This is a genomic window from Candidatus Rickettsiella isopodorum, from assembly GCF_001881495.1.
GTDB lineage: Bacteria > Pseudomonadota > Gammaproteobacteria > Diplorickettsiales > Diplorickettsiaceae > Aquirickettsiella > Aquirickettsiella isopodorum.
The window spans coordinates 126,511-142,774 of sequence record NZ_LUKY01000032.1; the positions used below are offsets into that span (position 1 = coordinate 126,511).

The following is a 16,264-nucleotide window of genomic DNA, read 5'->3' on the forward strand; positions in this document are numbered from 1 at the left end:
TTAAAATTGCTCTAAAAAACGACTATCATTTTCAAACATCAAACGTAAATCGGGAATTCGATAACGTAATAAAGCTAAGCGATCGATGCCCATACCAAACGCATAGCCTTGATATCTATCGGAAGCTAAACCGACTTTTTCTAGTACGTTAGGGTGCACCATACCGCAACCTAAAATTTCTAACCATCCGGTTTGACTGCATACGCGACAACCCGATCCGGCACACATCACACATTGTATATCCACTTCAGCCGAAGGTTCAGTAAAGGGAAAATAAGCGGCACGAAAACGAATTTCTAGATCGTTTTTTTCAAAAAACTGTTGTAAAAATTGAGTTAATAAACCTTTGAGCTCAGAAAAATTCGCGGATTCATCGATTAACAATCCTTCGACTTGATGAAACATCGGTGTATGCGTGACATCGGAATCACAACGATAGACACGACCAGGTGCTATCATTTTTATGGGTGGTTTAGCGTTTTGCATCGCACGTATTTGCACCGGCGAAGTATGCGTACGCAGCAGTAAACCATTAGGAAAATAAAACGTATCATGTAAAGCGCGCGCCGGGTGATTGCTCGGGATATTGAGTGCCTCAAAATTATAATAATCATCCTCAATTTCAGGACCTTGCTCCACAGTAAAACCTACACTCGTAAAAAAACGCTCAATGCGTTCGCGCGTTCGTGTCACCGGGTGTACACTGCCAATAGATTGACCGCGACCCGCTAAGGTGATATCCACTTTTTCGCGTGCTAATTGTGCATTGATTTCTTGATTGACTAATAATTCATTCTGCGCTTTCAATAAGGCTTCTATCTGTTGCTTCGCTTGGTTAACGGCTTGCCCTACTTTAGGTTTCTCTGCGGCCGGCAACTGAGCTAGTTTTTTAAGGTAATCATTTAAAGCACTTTTTTTACCTAAAAGCGTACTACGCAATTGTTCTAAATCAAAAGAACGCTTTGCTTGAGCAATCGACTGAGCCGCTTGATCAATAATTTGTTGTAAATCATCTGTCATGACGCCTTAACCTTTTTTATCTGTTTAATTTAATCTATTGTTTAGTTTGAAAAGTGAGTACTTCTTCATAAACTCCTGACGACGGATTAACTTAATCGATCATATTCTTCTAAAGATATCCTTCTCGCTTCCGACTCTAACATAATAGGAATTTCATCTCTAATGGGGTAAGCCAAACGATCAAAACGACAAATAAGTTCTTGAGCTGATTTTTCATACACTAGACTCGCTTTGCATAATGGGCAAACTAAAATGCTGAGCAAATATTTATCCATCGGAACCTCGTCGTAAAGCGACTGTTTCTCTTAAATAAGTAGGTAAAGCTTCGACCGCTGTCACTATTTCGCCACGCTGATAAGCATCGGCAGCAATCACAGCGGTGTCATAAGCCCTAGGATAGCGTTGTGGCAGCCATTGCTGCAACTGATTCTTGAATCGTTCTTCAAATAACGCATGATATCGATCCCAACCACTGCCAACACCGACAAAATTTGTTAAATCTGCTTCGATTTGTTGGGGTAAGCTTAATTGCTCAGGACTGCTAGCTTGCATGATAGTGGTTTCTGCCTGTAGACGATAAGTGGCTGAAAAAACCTCCTGCAAGCGCGCATCGATCGCTACAAACACTTGTTTCGCTTGCAACTCTCGATAAACACCTTGAGCCAAACAGTGTAAACTAGAAACTAACACAACTGGCAAATCGGCGACAAAAGCACTGGCTTGAACAATACTGGCCGCTATGCGTATTCCTGTAAAACTCCCCGGCCCGCGAGTAAAAGCTAATGCATCGAGATCCTTTAGTTTGAGACCTGCTTCATCCAACAAGGACTGCATCATCGGTAAAATCAATTGTGTATGCGCGCGCGGTGCACATTGATAACGTTCCTGAACCTGTCCTTGGTGCATCAAGGCTGCCGAACAGGCTTCAGTACAGGTATCAATTGCTAACAGTGTGATGGGTTTCATTTTAATTATATTTTATAATGCTTAGCCTCAGTTGAAAGCAATTCGCTGGAATCATTTTCAGGGATACTAAAAAACTTTGCTTGAAACTTGGGTTTGATAGTAACATTACCGCACCCGTCTTTGCTAATGTTTGCGTAGACAGGTTGCTGTTTTTCTAAATAATTGAGCAGCGCCCATCTTTTTAGCGCCGTCAGTGGCAAATAAGGATGAAAAAAAATCAGTCCGTGTTCGATCAAGTCCAACAGCTCTTCCGCCCGATCCCCATTACCCGTCATTTCCTGCCAGAGCTCTTCACTCGTTCGGCTTGAATTTAACAGTCTTTGCCAATCCAATACACTCACCTGACATCCAGGCAGATCATGAGCAAATAAAACTTCTGGATGAGAGGTTGTATTTTTAGCTAATAATTTCAATGCGTTAATGATACGTAGGTCTCGATAACTTTTTCCAATAGTAATATGGTTTATTAAAGTTTTATAAATTCTTTTAAATGCTTCTGGCAAATTTGGATTATACAAAGCGCAATGCAATAGAAAATAAATCGCATCGCCTTTTGCTCGACCTATTGCTTCATATTCATACATTCCGTTGTACAAACAACTCGGGTAAATCGGATTCTTACCCATCGTATGTGCCAAATAGATATCAAAACGTGTGTTGACATCGGCGTAATCCAAAATAGCTGTCAAATCAAAATCGTAAGCTTTTTTATCCACTTCTTTAAAAAATTCTATACTTGAATCATCCTTATACGCTTCCGCTACGTCTTTTAATCGACGTAATGCAGGAATATACGTCATGAAAATATAATTACGTTGATCTTTTGATAGCATGCTCGCCCAAAAGGTATGACCAATATCATGCAACCACATGGGGAATGGACCACATCGGTAACCATCCGCTTCTTTGGGGTTCGATAAAATTTGTGGGGCATACAGTGATACCGGATGATAATCCTGTGTATGCCAGCGGTATAAAGTGGCTAAACCCGGATTACCGAAAACCGGACGCATGCGCATCGGCTGACAAGTCAATGTGGATAAACAATAATTGATTATCGATGAAGAAGGAACTAAATAATGCGTGGTTGGATCTTCATAACACGCTGAAGCTAATTTTTGTACCAATGGTAGATTATTGATCAATACCCATACTAACCGATTAGCATCCCGTCTCGTCTCAAGCGATGTCATATGATGACTAAATTCAGTGTTGATTAACCACTGCTCGATACGTGGCAGCTTTAATATATAATTGGCTAATTGATCGAAATTCAAAGTAACCTGTAATTTTTCTAACTCATCAATCACACCTAATAAGTATTGATAACCCAGCTCGGTTATTTTCCCCGCTTTGACTAAAGGCACTATCTTGACTTGATAATTAAATTTAACATCGAGATCTTCAGTGCGTAAATCCTGTGTCTGTGTATATTGCATTTTTGCAATCAAATACACATAGGCCGTCATCCCATGCCAAAAAGGAATCATTTTTTCTTGAATAAGATAAATCAGATATAAATTACAATGGCGATTATTCCAAATCCGCGCCCGAAAATTCCCTTTATGTATGGCTTTTTTTAGGCAACGCAGTCTGGGATCATCGGGTGTCAGGCTACTTAAAAAAGTAGGAATCGTTTTATTTTTTTGCACTAATTCCAATAGATTGTTGTCAACGGGCTGTAAATTAGAATGGGATTTATTACTATTATTTTCATCCATAAATATTATTTATTTTAGGTTTAGGTATATTTAATCGAGAATAATTAAACGCTACTTTTATTGGCTAGATTCCATCCTTGTGAGTGATATTACTTTTCGAGGTATTGTAATTTATCTTCTTTATCTTTCCATTCATCCGCATCGGGCGGTGGATCTTTACGGTGGGTAATATTTGGCCATTTTTGTGCGAATTCTTTATTTAAGCTTAAAAATTCTTTATATTTTTCAGGTAGATCATCTTCGACATAAATAGCGTTGACCGGACATTCTGGTTCGCACAAACCACAATCAATGCATTCATCAGGATGTATCACCAGCATATTCGGTCCTTCGTAAAAACAATCGACCGGACACACCTCAACACAATCGGTATATTTACAACGGATACATTTTTCAGTGACTAAAAATGTCATTGGACTTCTTTAAATAACGCAATCAGTACAATCAGTAATAATTGACGAATGTAATCTATAAACTGAATTAATCTGGTGCCCGGGGCCGGACTCGAACCGGCACAGTGTTACCACCGAGGGATTTTAAGTCCCTTGCGTCTACCAATTTCGCCACCCGGGCAATAACTATTATCTTTCTTACTCTCTACTTGGAGGCTAGGGCCGGAATTGAACCGACGTACGCGGCTTTGCAGGCCGCTGCATGACCACTCTGCCACCCAGCCAATTTAACTTAAGACATCCTGAAGATAGCTTAAAAAAACAGTACCGATTTGATTGGATTGTAAATGATTACTTAAGATTTTAACAATCACTTTTCACCTTATCTCTACATCTTCTGTTTTAAAATAGCTACGCTCCGATGGCTGAAAGTCTATTCACAATAAAAAATCTTGGAGCGGGAAACGAGGCTCGAACTCGCGACCTCAACCTTGGCAAGGTTGCGCTCTACCAACTGAGCTATTCCCGCAAAACGGGTCATATTGTAACTGCATCAAAAATACTGTCAAGAAGATAAATCATGCCAAGCTGCTTTTAAATATAAACACATACTCCACAACGTTAAAAAGACAGCAAGATAAAGTAATACATAACCTGAGAAAGCAAATCCTATCCAAGCACCGGGTTTGTAAAGTAGTAACAAAATGATAGCTAACATTTGTAATGTTGTTTTTACTTTTCCTAACATCGTCACTGCCATACGTTTACGTTGACCAATTTCTGCCATCCATTCACGTAATGCCGAGACCATAATTTCTCGACAAATAATAACGATAGCGGGAACCGCTAAATAAGGTAAGGCTCGATCACCGACTAATAATATCAACGCCGTAACAACAATTAATTTATCCGCCACTGGATCGAGAAAAGTACCTAATTTAGAAACTTGATCCCAACTCCGTGCTAGATATCCATCTAACCAATCCGTCATGGCAGCAAAAATAAAAATGATCGCAGCCAATATATGACTACCGCGAAACGGTAAATAAAATAATAAAATAAAAACTGGAATTAAAATAATGCGCAGTAAAGTCAATATATTGGGGATACCCATGGGGTGTATACCAGTAGCTAGCCGATCTAAGATTTTATAGGCTCCACACTTGAATTTTTGTCTGTGTTGCCGCTCAATTCAATCAGCCTGTGGTTGTATCCATGCTGATTGCATGCTCGCAGCACTTGCCAAAAAGCCGATTGCTGTGAGTATATCGAGTAGTGTAACCTGTTAGTTTAAGCTTTTAAAGCTAAATAAATCTGCTCGGCTAAACGCTTACTAATCCCTGGTACCTTAGCGAGATCCGCGGCACTGGCATTTTGTAAGGCTTGTAATCCACCAAACTGACGCAACAATTCTCGCCGCCGTTTCGTGCCAATACCTGGAATATCTTCCAACACTGAAGTACGGCGTTTTTTTGCACGCCGTCCACGATGCCCGGTGACAGCAAAGCGATGGGCTTCGTCACGTAGAGTTAAAATAGCATGTAAAGCCAATGAATCGGCGGGTAACGTGATAGCTTGCGAACGTGACGAAAGATATAAGCTTTCCAGACCCGATCGTCGCCCCGGCCCTTTCGCCACACCAATAATTAGGATGCCACTAATCTGCAACTCTTCTAAGACTTGTTCGGCTTGTTTTAATTGACCTTTACCGCCATCAATCAGCAAAATATCTGGTAAATTCTCTTCTTCATTTTTCAAATACTTATAACGTCGCATCATTGCCTGGCGCATCGCCGCATAATCATCTCCGGGTATGATGCCTTCAATATTAAAACGTCGATAATCCATTTTTCGTGGACCTTGTTGATCAAAAACAACACACGATGCCACCGTTGCCTCGCCTTGTGTATGACTGATATCAAAACATTCTAATCGTTGTGGTAAATTATCCAGCTGCAAAGTCGTTTGTAAACATTCGAGTTGTTTATAAAAAACCCATTTATCAGAAAGATGCGCCACTAACGCATGTCGCGCATTTTCATTGGCTAAGCTTAACCAATGCTTTTTTTCACCACTCGGTTTATTCAATAGTTTAACTTTATGTTTCGAACGTTCAGTTAAGGTCGCCATTAACCAATCTTGTTCGGGCACTTTTAACGGCAAAATAATTTGTTCCGGAATGGTATGAGATACTTCAGTTTGACAATAAAATTGACTAATAAACGCAGATAATACTTCAGCAGCTGACTGTTTAAGAGGAACATCAGGGAAGTAGGCTTTACCGCCGAGTAATCTTCCATGACGTACATTCATGACATACAACACATAATGCGAGGTTTGTTGGGCTAAACCGATAATATCCAGATTCCCCTGCCCGGTAGTAATCACTTGCTTTTGTTGAATTTCACGCAAGGCTGCAATTTGATCCCGCAAACGAGCAGCCGTCTCATAATCTAAGTCCTGTGCAGACAATTCCATTTGTTCAGCAATATCATCAATAACGGTTTGGTTTTTTCCTTGTAAAAATAAGACGGTATTTGTAACATCACGCTGATAATTCTCTGGTGTAATCAAACCGACACAAGGGCCCGTACAGCGTTTAATTTGATACTGCAAACATGGCCTGGTGCGATTACGAAAAAAACTATCTTTACACGAACGAACTCTAAATAATTTCTGTAATAAATTTAAGGTTTCTCTGACAGCTAAGATACTCGGAAACGGTCCAAAATAGCGATAATCTTTGGCTCGGGCACCACGATAAAAAGCTAAGCGTGGATAACTTTGATGTTTACTTAAGATAATATACGGGTAACTTTTATCATCACGTAATAAAATATTGTAACGCGGTTTCAGCTGCTTAATGAGGTTACTTTCTAGTAATAAGGCTTGATTTTCAGTTTCTGTGCTGGTCGTTTCAATGGTCGTCACCTGTCTCATCAACAACGCAACGCGACTACTTTGCTGACCACGAAAATAGCTAGTGATACGTTTTTTTAAATGGCGCGCTTTTCCCACATACAGCACTTGTTGTTCGGCATTTAAAAATAAATAAACGCCGGCACTTTGACTGATAAAAGCAAGTTGCTGTTTTAATTTTGCCGTATGAACACGCTCAACAGTCACCACCATCACCCATTAAAAGCAAACAAAGCGCCATATTAGCGAATAGTTCTTGATCAATTCAAGATACATAGGCGGTACGTTTGCAATACCAACCAGTTGAAATAGGGGCTATCCCACAAAGAAAATGTGGGATAACTTGACTCTATAGCATTTTAACTTAATTGATGCCTATTGAATTAACCAAAATATCTTATTTATTTAAGTTATCAAAGATTTGTTTAACCGTTTTTAATGCGGGTAAATTAGGAAACTGCGTAGCCAAGGCATCCACCAAAACACCCACACCTTTAAAGCCAGTTTTGGTCGTCACCTGTTGTTGATTCAATTCCTTAGAGGCATTAATTTGTTGATTTTGTTGACTTTTCAATTGATCTTTAATCATTTGCACTTCATGGCGCAACTCAACACAACAATCCGTATCCTGCGCCCAAACGGGACTGAGCGAAAAAATCAATAGCAAGAATAATATGAATGATTTTAATAGTGACATCCGAAAAAACCTCCTTATATCGTAATATAAAAATGAATCCGCTGCGCACAGACTTTAAACTCACCTAGTAACGCGCTTCAGGGCCTAGGCACACCCTTCATTTCAATACCAAGCAAACGAAGCATAGTCTAAAGCCTAGCGTTATGCTAAATAGAATATTTTTGATCTATATTTTCGGTAATTTATTGCACTACTGTGAAAATTTTGACTCATTATTTGATAAAAAATTTTTATTTTTAATTTAAAAATAAATTCACAGAATTTTTATTTTTATTGTCACTCTACTAAAAAAAAAGTAAGATAAAAAATTAGGACTTTAGTAAAAAAATAGGATTTTTTATGCCTCGCACTATTCTCAAACCAAAAAAAGTTTTAATCGTCCCTTTATCCTTATTTATAATATTTAATAAAGACGTGGCTGGAGAAAAATTTGCCAATTTACTTGGAAAATTTCTTGACGATCTATTTAGTTGTGAGGAAATAATAAAAGAACACGAGGAATTTAGTAAAAAATTGCTTCAAAAAATTCTTCAATCCCAAGTTGTAAGTGATTTTAATTTAGGAAAGAAAACTAAAGACGAATTTATTTCGGAATTGCTGAATCTTTTAGGATTATCACGTGATAAATCAACGGATTTAGTAGCAGCCTGGAACTCTTTGATTGAGCTTGACCAAAAATCGAGTGAAGCATTCAATGCTTTAATCAAACTCACTCATCAAGGAAAATCGATTTATTTTATTGGTGATACTAATGCGCTTCATGCTGAAAAAATATTGACTATTTTTAGAAATTTTCGATTTAATCACGTCTATTTAGAATTTTTAGAAAATTTACCTGATGAACTACCTGCTTTGCCGCTAGCCGTGAGTCGGATTTCCGACTCAGCAGCAGATAATGTTTTAACTCAGCAACATGGAACAGTCTATTTTTGTTTGTCCTATGCTTATAAAATCCTGCTAAAACAATCTCAGAGTTTTTTGACCCAATTATTTAAACCTACTTCCAGCTTACTCACGCATCTGAAAATCTATTTAAATGAGATTAAAACTCAAGACGATATCCTATTCGTTAATCGTTATCCAAATGAACAGTCAATAGCCAGAAAACTAGCACTAGAAACTATCGACAAAGAAAATTTTTATACTGCTTTACTCAATAGGTCTGCAGACAGCACGCCTACAACCCCATGCGATCCTCAGCTCGTCGAAATACACGTATACAAAGCGGCTATCTAAGCACTTTGATCACATGCATTTTTAAACCCCTTAAATAATTTAGGAAACAAACTATGCAAAATAACCTCGATGATCCCATTTATATCATTAATTTATCGGCTATCCCTCGGCTTGCTTCCATTTCCCACGTCATAGATAATTTTTCAAGCTTGCATTACCAATATGCCGAATCCAGGTTACATTTCGAATGGTACAGCAAACTATGGGTTAGCTTAAAATACTTAACAATAACTTCCTCAATTAATGGTTATAAACTGGGGAAAATAGCTACTAATGCCTTTATCAGCAAGTTACAAGCTATTTTTTATTTCTTGCCTGCCCAAGAAAGCACTGAATTATTAGAAAGAACTTGGAATTCATTGATAATATGGGATATTGAATCAACTAAGCGCTTAGGAAACTTAATAGATAAAAATAAACCTATCTATTTCATATCGAATACAAATCCATTAAATATCGAAAGAATCATAGGTTTTTTCAATCAATATTCAAATATAGCTTGGGAATTACCTAAAGAACAAACGGAAGCGAAACCTTTAAAAATTGCCAACAATTTTTTTCTATGCCCTTCTTATCTATTTAAAGAAGGAACTCCCAGTTTAATAAGCACTTTAAAAAATTCCTTACTGGCTCAAGGAAAAAATTTAGAAACCCTGCTGTTGGTGAGTCAATTTCAAAGAGATTTAGGCAAAGCAAAAGAGTTGGGGATTAAATGGCAATCAGCAGATAGTTTTTTTAATAATTTTGTACCCAACCAACAATTATCATTCCAACCCTTAAACGGGCAAACGATGACAACTTCTACAATTCCAGTCCCTCTTCTTCTGAACAATTTAGCGATGAATAGCCGCCAAAATTTTTTCGGTGTAGAAAATGAGAGAGAAAGTATTCAAAATCACTCAGAAAAAACTCCCTTGCTCCGTCAATAAAAATTTAGAAAAATAATCCAGAAGAATATTATTCCTCTGAATTTTCTGGAGATTTATCGGTATAACTCTCTTCTTCTTCCAATAACCCATAACGCAAAGCAAGATGGGTTAACTCGACATCGTTATGCACACCCAATTTTTCATAGAGCCGATAGCGATAAGTGTTTACTGTTTTAGGGCTTAAACAAAGTTTTTTTGCTATACCGTTCACTTTAGTTCCATGCGTAACCATATACATAACTTGTAATTCGCGTTCGGAAAGTTGTGCAAAAGGTGATTTGGACGCATCAGAAACCTGACGCAAGGCCATTTTTTGCGCAATTTCTAAAGTAATATAAATTTGACCCGCAACAACTTTTCGAATAGCTGTAATCAATTCTTCAGCGTTGGTATTTTTGGTAATATATCCCGCCGCACCAGCACGCACGAGACGATCCGGAAAAGGACCTTCACTAAACACCGTGACAACAATAATTTTAAGTTTAGGATTAACACGTATCAAACGGCGCGTTGCATCTAATCCACCTATTCCAGGCATTTTTAGATCCATTAACACCACATCTGGTTTAGTTTCCTTCACTAAATTAATAGCCGCTTCGCCACTTTCAGCTTCACCGATAACATTAATATCACGAACATCCTCTAACAAGCGCTTCATACCTAAACGCACTAAGGCATGATCGTCAACGATAACGACGTTAATCATAGAACGCCAACTCCTCTTGTCAATTTCATTTTTTTGGCGGAGGGACAGGGATTCGAACCCTGGAAGGAGTTGCCCCCTTGACGGTTTTCAAGACCGTTGCTTTCAACCGCTCAGCCATCCCTCCTACTTTTAATCAGTAGCTACCGCTTAACAAAGCGGATATATACTTTTAGCATTTGAATTTTTTCTGCGATACCGGTCAATTCGCAATCCTCGTGTATTTTTGAATACCGATGTTTATTCTCGCGCCTTGCCAAAAAATCCAATTGCTGTGAGTATAGGTCGTTTGCACATGCAAATTATCGCTTTCGAGTTTGACCTGGAAGATATCTGTGGTCAACTTGAAGCGCCATGGCTATATTAGCATAAAGTATATAGGATGTAGACTATAAAGAAATACGTCAAACACTGAGCTGAAATTACGCGATTAACTTTTCATTCGCTTCGTGCAGATTAAGCGAATTGACGTTTGTGTTTAAAAAATTGCTGTAATTTCTCTGCGCAGACTTCGGTTAATACCCCATCCGTCACTGTAAATGTATGATTTAGAGCTTTAAAAAGATGCCATTGGTTCGTTAGCACACCAAAACGCGTATCGTACGCACCAAACACCAGTCGCTTAATTCTAGCTTGAATCATAGCACCTACGCACATTAAACAAGGTTCTAACGTAACATACAATGTCGTCTCTAATAAACGATGATTTTTTAGTTGTTTAGCCGCTTGTTGCAGCAATAGAACTTCAGCATGTGCGGTAGGATCGCAATGAGTAAGCGTTTGATTATAAGCTGTACAGATAATCTGGTTATTTAACACCAATACTGCCCCAACTGGCACTTCGCCAGACATTTCTGCAAGCTCCGCCGCCTTTAAGGCCTGTTGCATGTAAATTTTATCATTTTGCAAAAAATTCATCACACCGAACTATTTAAATTAATTTTTTTCGATTTCCCGCGGGAAAGGGCCGCGGGAAATTAAGATTGAGTTAAAAGATGAGCGATAGTACGCTCTATCGGAAAGATCTAAAAATAATCCATTTATTTTTTAGTATTACACATCTTACAGTGATCGCAACCACAGTGGCAGCCTTTGTGCGAGCGAGGGCAGCATAAATATTTGATCAAGGCGCCCACCGCTAAAATTGGCAGCATAATATCAAAGAAACGCGAAACCATGACTATGGTATCTACAGAATCTGGTTTAGCAAGACTTGCAGCGATAGCCATCAGAACAGCAATAATAATCACCACTGCTGGGAAGAATTTACGACACATATCAAGGTCTCCTTGCAAATTTAAATAAAGGTTTCTTTATCAACACACTATTGTATTTTATTTCACCATGACACTGGGGAGTAAATACTATCATAGTTGGATTTTATTGTCTTTGCCTAACCGCCTCGAATAAACATATCCCGGCAGCGACCGAAACATTTAAGCTACTAACACTGCCAGCCATTGGAATAGCCATCAAACCATCGCAGCGCTCTTTGGTTAAACGACGCAAACCTTTACCTTCAGCACCTAATACCAACGCCAATGCTCCCGTCAGTTCCTTATCGTAAATAAGCTGTGTAGCGGATTGATCTAAACCATAACACCACACTCCTAGCCTTTTTAATTTCTCTAGCGTACTGGCCAAATTAGTGACAGTAAAGAGCGGTGTTATTTCAGCCGCACCCGCAGCAATTTTTCGCACGATCGGCGTCATACTTACTGAACGATCCTGTGGGATAACGACGGCATCCACACCGGCTGCATTAGCAGAACGTAAACACGCCCCTAAATTATGTGGATCCTGAACTTCATCCAACACTAATATAAACAGTGGCCTAGTTTCGTTTTGTATTCGTGGCTCCAACAAAGTCAGTAGGTCACGTTCGTTTAATTGCGTAGAAATTTTTATCTCCGCTAAGACACCTTGATGCGCCGCACCATTCGCCCACCGATCACATTTAATTTTCGGCAAAGTTTGAATGGGAATATGATGATAGGCAGCCAACTCCAAAATCTCTTGGATGCGTTTATCTAGTCGACCTTCTTGTCGGTAGAGTTGATAGATTATTTGTGGTTGTGTGTTTAACAACGCCGTAATAGCGTGAAAACCAAAAATAAATTCTTTTTTAACACTATGACTCATGATAAAATACTCAAAAAAAAAATTTATATTTAAAGGATGAAATACCCATGTCTGATACACTCTCTATACGCATAAACCCTGAATGTTTACCTTTTTTAAATCAAGCTCAAGCTAAAAAAAACATTTCCGCGCGTCAAAATACCTTTATCGATAGTGTTAACGAATTACATGCCACCGTAAATCAATTAAAAAAGCAAACTGATTTTCAATTGGACAAAAAACAAGAGAAAGAAATCAGCCGCGGTGTTTTTTATGCCTTAACCCCGTCCTTAGAAAAAAAGAGCGCCACTAAACAACAAGCTATTACTTTAACCGATTTACAAAACGTTCTGAATAACGAATTTTATATTAAAGATAAGTCTGCCACGATTTTTATCATTATGTCACTGTTAGAACCTAACTCACTGCCTTTTGCATTAGCTACGCTGGCCTACTCTGTCTTAACTGACGATAGTATTTGGTCTAATGAGTGCACAACACTCGATTCAAAGTTTAAATATACGCTGAAAGCAAAGTCAGATGATCCTAGTAAAGCCAATATTATTTTTAATATGAGGATGCATTTAAAAAATCCTCAGTTTCCAGAAAGTTCATCCCTAGGCTCTTTATCTATACAATTTACGATTAATCAAGAAAAACAAATTAAACTGCTGCCACTAAATATGGAATTTAATTTTGTTGATAAAAAAGCATTTAAACAATTTAAAAAAGAATTGTGTCGCGACTTTCGAGGTTGGATTTTTCAACATAAAACTCACTGGAAAATTCCTGACTTATGGATCATACCAATGTTGATTGGTTACTTATTGGGCTTAATCGTTATGATTAGTCTACTTAGTTTAAGCTTAACGCCTATTTCACCGTTGCTACTGCCGCCCTTGGGTTTGATGCTGGGCTTAGGTTTATCGAGCTGTTTACACGTCTTTGTACAGGCAAATCTACAAAAAGAGCAAGAAATACGTAAACGACCCATCCATTTATTTAATGGAAAACCCTCTGTTAACCCTCATAATAGATCAACAACCTCATTTTTTGTTCGTCCTACCTGGTTTAACCACTCTGCAGTATCCGAAACTCATTTTAGATATCATTGATAAAGCGTATTATTTTCTTTTTTTAGCTTTTTTTGTAGATTTTTTATCTTCTGGCTCGAGCAATTCAAAATCAATTTTGCGCTGATCGAGATCGACACGCCCTACTCTCACTTGTAATCGATCTCCCAAACGATACACAATACCGGTACGTTCACCTTGCAAGCAATGTCGATTCGCATCAAATTGATAATAGTCATTATGCAGTGCGCTCACATGCACTAAACCTTCGACATAAATATTTTGCAATTCAACAAAAAAACCGAAACCCGTTACATTGGTAATAATACCATTAAAAACTTCACCCACACGATCGCGCATATATTCGCATTTTAACCAATCTAATACTTCTCGCGTCGCTTCGTCGGCACGTCTTTCAGTGGTAGAACAATGCTCACCTAAACGCGCAATGGTCACTTTGTCATAGAAAAAATCCTTAGGTTTGCGTTTGGCTAACACATGACGAATGGCACGATGTACGAGTAAATCCGGATAGCGCCGTATCGGTGAGGTAAAATGTGCGTAAGCATCGAATGCCAATCCAAAATGACCAATATTTTCCGGACTATAAATCGCTTGACTCAATGAACGCAGCATGACCGTTTGAATCAAATGCGCGTCGGGGCGATCAGCAATTAATTTTAATAATGTCGAATAATCGCTGGGAGTGATGATTTTTTTATTAGGAAAACGAATACCTAGCTCGGCTAGAAACGCTTTTAAATCGGATAATTTTTCCATAGCAGGAGCAGCATGATCGCGAAATAAGGTGGGTATTTTTGCTTTTAATAAAAAATGTGCGGCTGAAACATTAGCAAGTAACATACATTCTTCAATGATACGATGTGCCACTGTACGAACACTAGGAATGATCTGTTTAATTTTTCGATTTGGCCCAAAAATGACTTGCGTTTCAGTTGTTTCAAAATCAATCGCGCCGCGTGCTTCGCGTGTTTGACGTAACAATTGATAAAGACTATAGAGATTTTGTAAATGCGGTAACAAATTTTTATACGCAGGAGGACACTTATTGGCTTCTAACCAAGCAGCGACTTCATTATAAATCAATCGTGCTTTAGAATGAATCACGGCTGGATAAAACTGAAAACGTTTTAATTCTCCTTTGTTGGAAATCAACATATCGCAAACCATACACAGCCGATTGACTTTAGGTTTTAACGAACAAAGCTCATTTGAAAGAACTTCTGGAAGCATCGGTAACACACTATTCGGAAAATAAACTGAATTGCCACGTGCTTCAGCTTCTTTATCTAACTCACTTTGCGGATTGATGTAATAACTCACATCCGCGATCGCCACGACTAAACGCCATTGTTTTTTTTGTCGTTCACAATAAACCGCATCGTCAAAATCTTTTGCATCGGCTCCATCGATAGTAACGAAAGGCAGTTGTTGTAAATCAACCCGGTCATCCGATTCCTCATTGGGTAACACGCCCGCTTGTAATGCAGCAATTTCTTCTTGTACCGAATCTGGCCAAACATGGGGTAGATTATAATTACGTATCGCTATCTCAATTTCTAAACCAGGCGCCATATGTTCGCCCAGTATCTCGGTAATCCGGCCGATGGCTTGTTGACGAAAACTAGGAAAACGTGTTATTTCCACGACGACAATCTGGCCAGACGTCGCAGCACTTTCATCATCTACACCAATTAAAATATCTTGTGTAATCCGATTATTCGACGGTACAACAAAAGCAACCCCTTTTTCTTTAAAAAATCGTCCCACTAACGAGGGTGTATTACGTTCTAAGACTTCAGCAATCACGCCTTCACGTCGATTACGTCGATCGGTTCCAATGATGCGTGCTAAAACTCTATCGCCATGAAATACCAACTGCATTTGCCGTGCACTTAAATACAGATCATCGCTACCATCATCGGGAACCAAAAAGCCAAACCCGTCGCGATGACCAATAATTCGGCCGCGCACCAAATTCATTTTGTCTGGCAATCCATATCCTTCACGACGTGTTAACACAATTTGTCCATCTCGTTCCATCGCCCGCAAACGTCGTCGCAAAGCTTCTTGGCGTTCGGGATCCGTTAACCCTAAACGTTGATTAAGCTCTTCGCGTTTAACCAGATGACCACATTTTTTTAAATAATCTAAAATGTATTCGCGGCTAGGAATGGGATTATCGTATTTACCGGCTTCACGCACTGCATAGGGATCAACGATAGGTTTCGATTTTTTTGCCATAATTATCACTTGTTAATGAGTTATACCGATCGCACTGAAGATACAAAATTTTTAACGAGCGAGCGGCATATCCGGGTTATCTGGCTAGCACTAGCCAAACTTGGGCTCAAGCCATTCAAGAGGAGGATCGCGGTTCTCCTCTTGAAAATTCCATTTAGATGAGATCAGTATGTTGTATTTCTTAATCGCTTCATCCTAAACTATATTTAGTATGATGTCGCC

16 protein-coding genes and 4 tRNA genes are annotated in these 16,264 nt (G+C 38.8%); 3 read left to right on the forward strand and 17 right to left on the reverse strand.

Features of this window, described 5'->3' with window-relative positions; genetic code table 11:
- From pheS to A1D18_RS02795, 11 genes are all read right to left on the reverse strand, one after another.
- Positions 1-1,020 (reverse strand): phenylalanine--tRNA ligase subunit alpha, encoded by a 1,020-nt coding sequence (pheS, locus tag A1D18_RS02745; protein WP_071662296.1) that lies wholly within the window; start codon positions 1,018-1,020, stop codon positions 1-3.
- A gap of 86 nt (positions 1,021-1,106) precedes the next feature.
- Positions 1,107-1,295, reverse strand: a complete 189-nt coding sequence (locus A1D18_RS02750) for a Trm112 family protein (protein WP_071662297.1) — start codon at positions 1,293-1,295, stop codon at positions 1,107-1,109.
- Positions 1,288-1,986: a tRNA (adenosine(37)-N6)-threonylcarbamoyltransferase complex dimerization subunit type 1 TsaB gene (gene tsaB, locus A1D18_RS02755; protein WP_071662298.1), complete on the reverse strand. Its 699-nt coding sequence runs from the start codon at positions 1,984-1,986 to the stop codon at positions 1,288-1,290. The genes A1D18_RS02750 and tsaB overlap by 8 nt, the downstream gene beginning before the upstream one ends.
- A gap of 5 nt (positions 1,987-1,991) precedes the next feature.
- Entirely contained in the window at positions 1,992-3,707 is a 1,716-nt protein-coding gene (locus tag A1D18_RS02760) for a hypothetical protein (RefSeq protein ID WP_071662299.1), read from the reverse strand.
- A gap of 89 nt (positions 3,708-3,796) precedes the next feature.
- Entirely contained in the window at positions 3,797-4,120 is a 324-nt protein-coding gene (fdxA, locus tag A1D18_RS02765; protein ID WP_071662300.1) for a ferredoxin FdxA, read from the reverse strand.
- Positions 4,121-4,193: 73 nt separating this feature from the next.
- Positions 4,194-4,280: transfer RNA gene (locus A1D18_RS02770), tRNA-Leu, on the reverse strand.
- A gap of 29 nt (positions 4,281-4,309) precedes the next feature.
- Positions 4,310-4,383: transfer RNA gene (locus A1D18_RS02775), tRNA-Cys, on the reverse strand.
- 169 nt (positions 4,384-4,552) lie between these two features.
- Positions 4,553-4,628 (reverse strand) — tRNA-Gly (locus A1D18_RS02780).
- Between the two features lie 36 nt (positions 4,629-4,664).
- Positions 4,665-5,213 carry a CDP-diacylglycerol--glycerol-3-phosphate 3-phosphatidyltransferase gene (gene pgsA / locus A1D18_RS02785; protein ID WP_071662301.1) on the reverse strand — a complete coding sequence of 183 codons (549 nt, stop codon included), beginning with the start codon at positions 5,211-5,213 and terminating at the stop codon, positions 4,665-4,667.
- Positions 5,214-5,389: 176 nt separating this feature from the next.
- Positions 5,390-7,225, reverse strand: coding sequence for an excinuclease ABC subunit UvrC (gene uvrC, locus A1D18_RS02790; protein ID WP_245756771.1), 1,836 nt, complete (start codon positions 7,223-7,225; stop codon positions 5,390-5,392).
- Positions 7,226-7,415: 190 nt separating this feature from the next.
- Positions 7,416-7,715, reverse strand: coding sequence for a hypothetical protein (locus A1D18_RS02795; RefSeq protein WP_071662303.1), 300 nt, complete (start codon positions 7,713-7,715; stop codon positions 7,416-7,418).
- Between the two features lie 339 nt (positions 7,716-8,054).
- Here A1D18_RS02795 and A1D18_RS02800 point away from each other — a divergent pair, with 339 nt between their 5' ends.
- Together A1D18_RS02800 and A1D18_RS02805 are read left to right on the forward strand one after the other, a co-directional pair.
- Complete coding sequence (locus A1D18_RS02800) at positions 8,055-8,951, forward strand: hypothetical protein (protein ID WP_071662304.1); 897 nt, start codon at positions 8,055-8,057, stop codon at positions 8,949-8,951.
- 53 nt (positions 8,952-9,004) lie between these two features.
- On the forward strand, positions 9,005-9,880 hold the full coding sequence (locus A1D18_RS02805) for a hypothetical protein (protein WP_071662305.1): 876 nt from the start codon (positions 9,005-9,007) through the stop codon (positions 9,878-9,880).
- Positions 9,881-9,908: 28 nt separating this feature from the next.
- Here the strand turns inward: A1D18_RS02805 and uvrY are convergent, their stop codons facing one another.
- The 5 genes from uvrY to rlmB form a co-directional block, all read right to left on the reverse strand.
- Entirely contained in the window at positions 9,909-10,586 is a 678-nt protein-coding gene (gene uvrY / locus A1D18_RS02810; protein ID WP_071662306.1) for a UvrY/SirA/GacA family response regulator transcription factor, read from the reverse strand.
- Positions 10,587-10,620: 34 nt separating this feature from the next.
- Positions 10,621-10,710: transfer RNA gene (locus A1D18_RS02815), tRNA-Ser, on the reverse strand.
- Between the two features lie 329 nt (positions 10,711-11,039).
- Positions 11,040-11,501, reverse strand: a complete 462-nt coding sequence (gene tadA, locus A1D18_RS02820; protein WP_071662307.1) for a tRNA adenosine(34) deaminase TadA — start codon at positions 11,499-11,501, stop codon at positions 11,040-11,042.
- 122 nt (positions 11,502-11,623) lie between these two features.
- Positions 11,624-11,860, reverse strand: a complete 237-nt coding sequence (locus A1D18_RS02825; RefSeq protein ID WP_071662308.1) for a hypothetical protein — start codon at positions 11,858-11,860, stop codon at positions 11,624-11,626.
- 103 nt (positions 11,861-11,963) lie between these two features.
- Entirely contained in the window at positions 11,964-12,725 is a 762-nt protein-coding gene (rlmB, locus tag A1D18_RS02830) for a 23S rRNA (guanosine(2251)-2'-O)-methyltransferase RlmB (protein ID WP_071662513.1), read from the reverse strand.
- 47 nt (positions 12,726-12,772) lie between these two features.
- Here rlmB and A1D18_RS02835 point away from each other — a divergent pair, with 47 nt between their 5' ends.
- A complete protein-coding gene (locus A1D18_RS02835; protein WP_071662309.1) occupies positions 12,773-13,819 on the forward strand; it encodes a hypothetical protein in 1,047 nt (348 codons plus the stop codon).
- Between the two features lie 9 nt (positions 13,820-13,828).
- Here the strand turns inward: A1D18_RS02835 and rnr are convergent, their stop codons facing one another.
- Positions 13,829-16,042 (reverse strand): ribonuclease R, encoded by a 2,214-nt coding sequence (gene rnr / locus A1D18_RS02840; protein WP_071662310.1) that lies wholly within the window; start codon positions 16,040-16,042, stop codon positions 13,829-13,831.
- Positions 16,043-16,264: the final 222 nt, after the last annotated feature.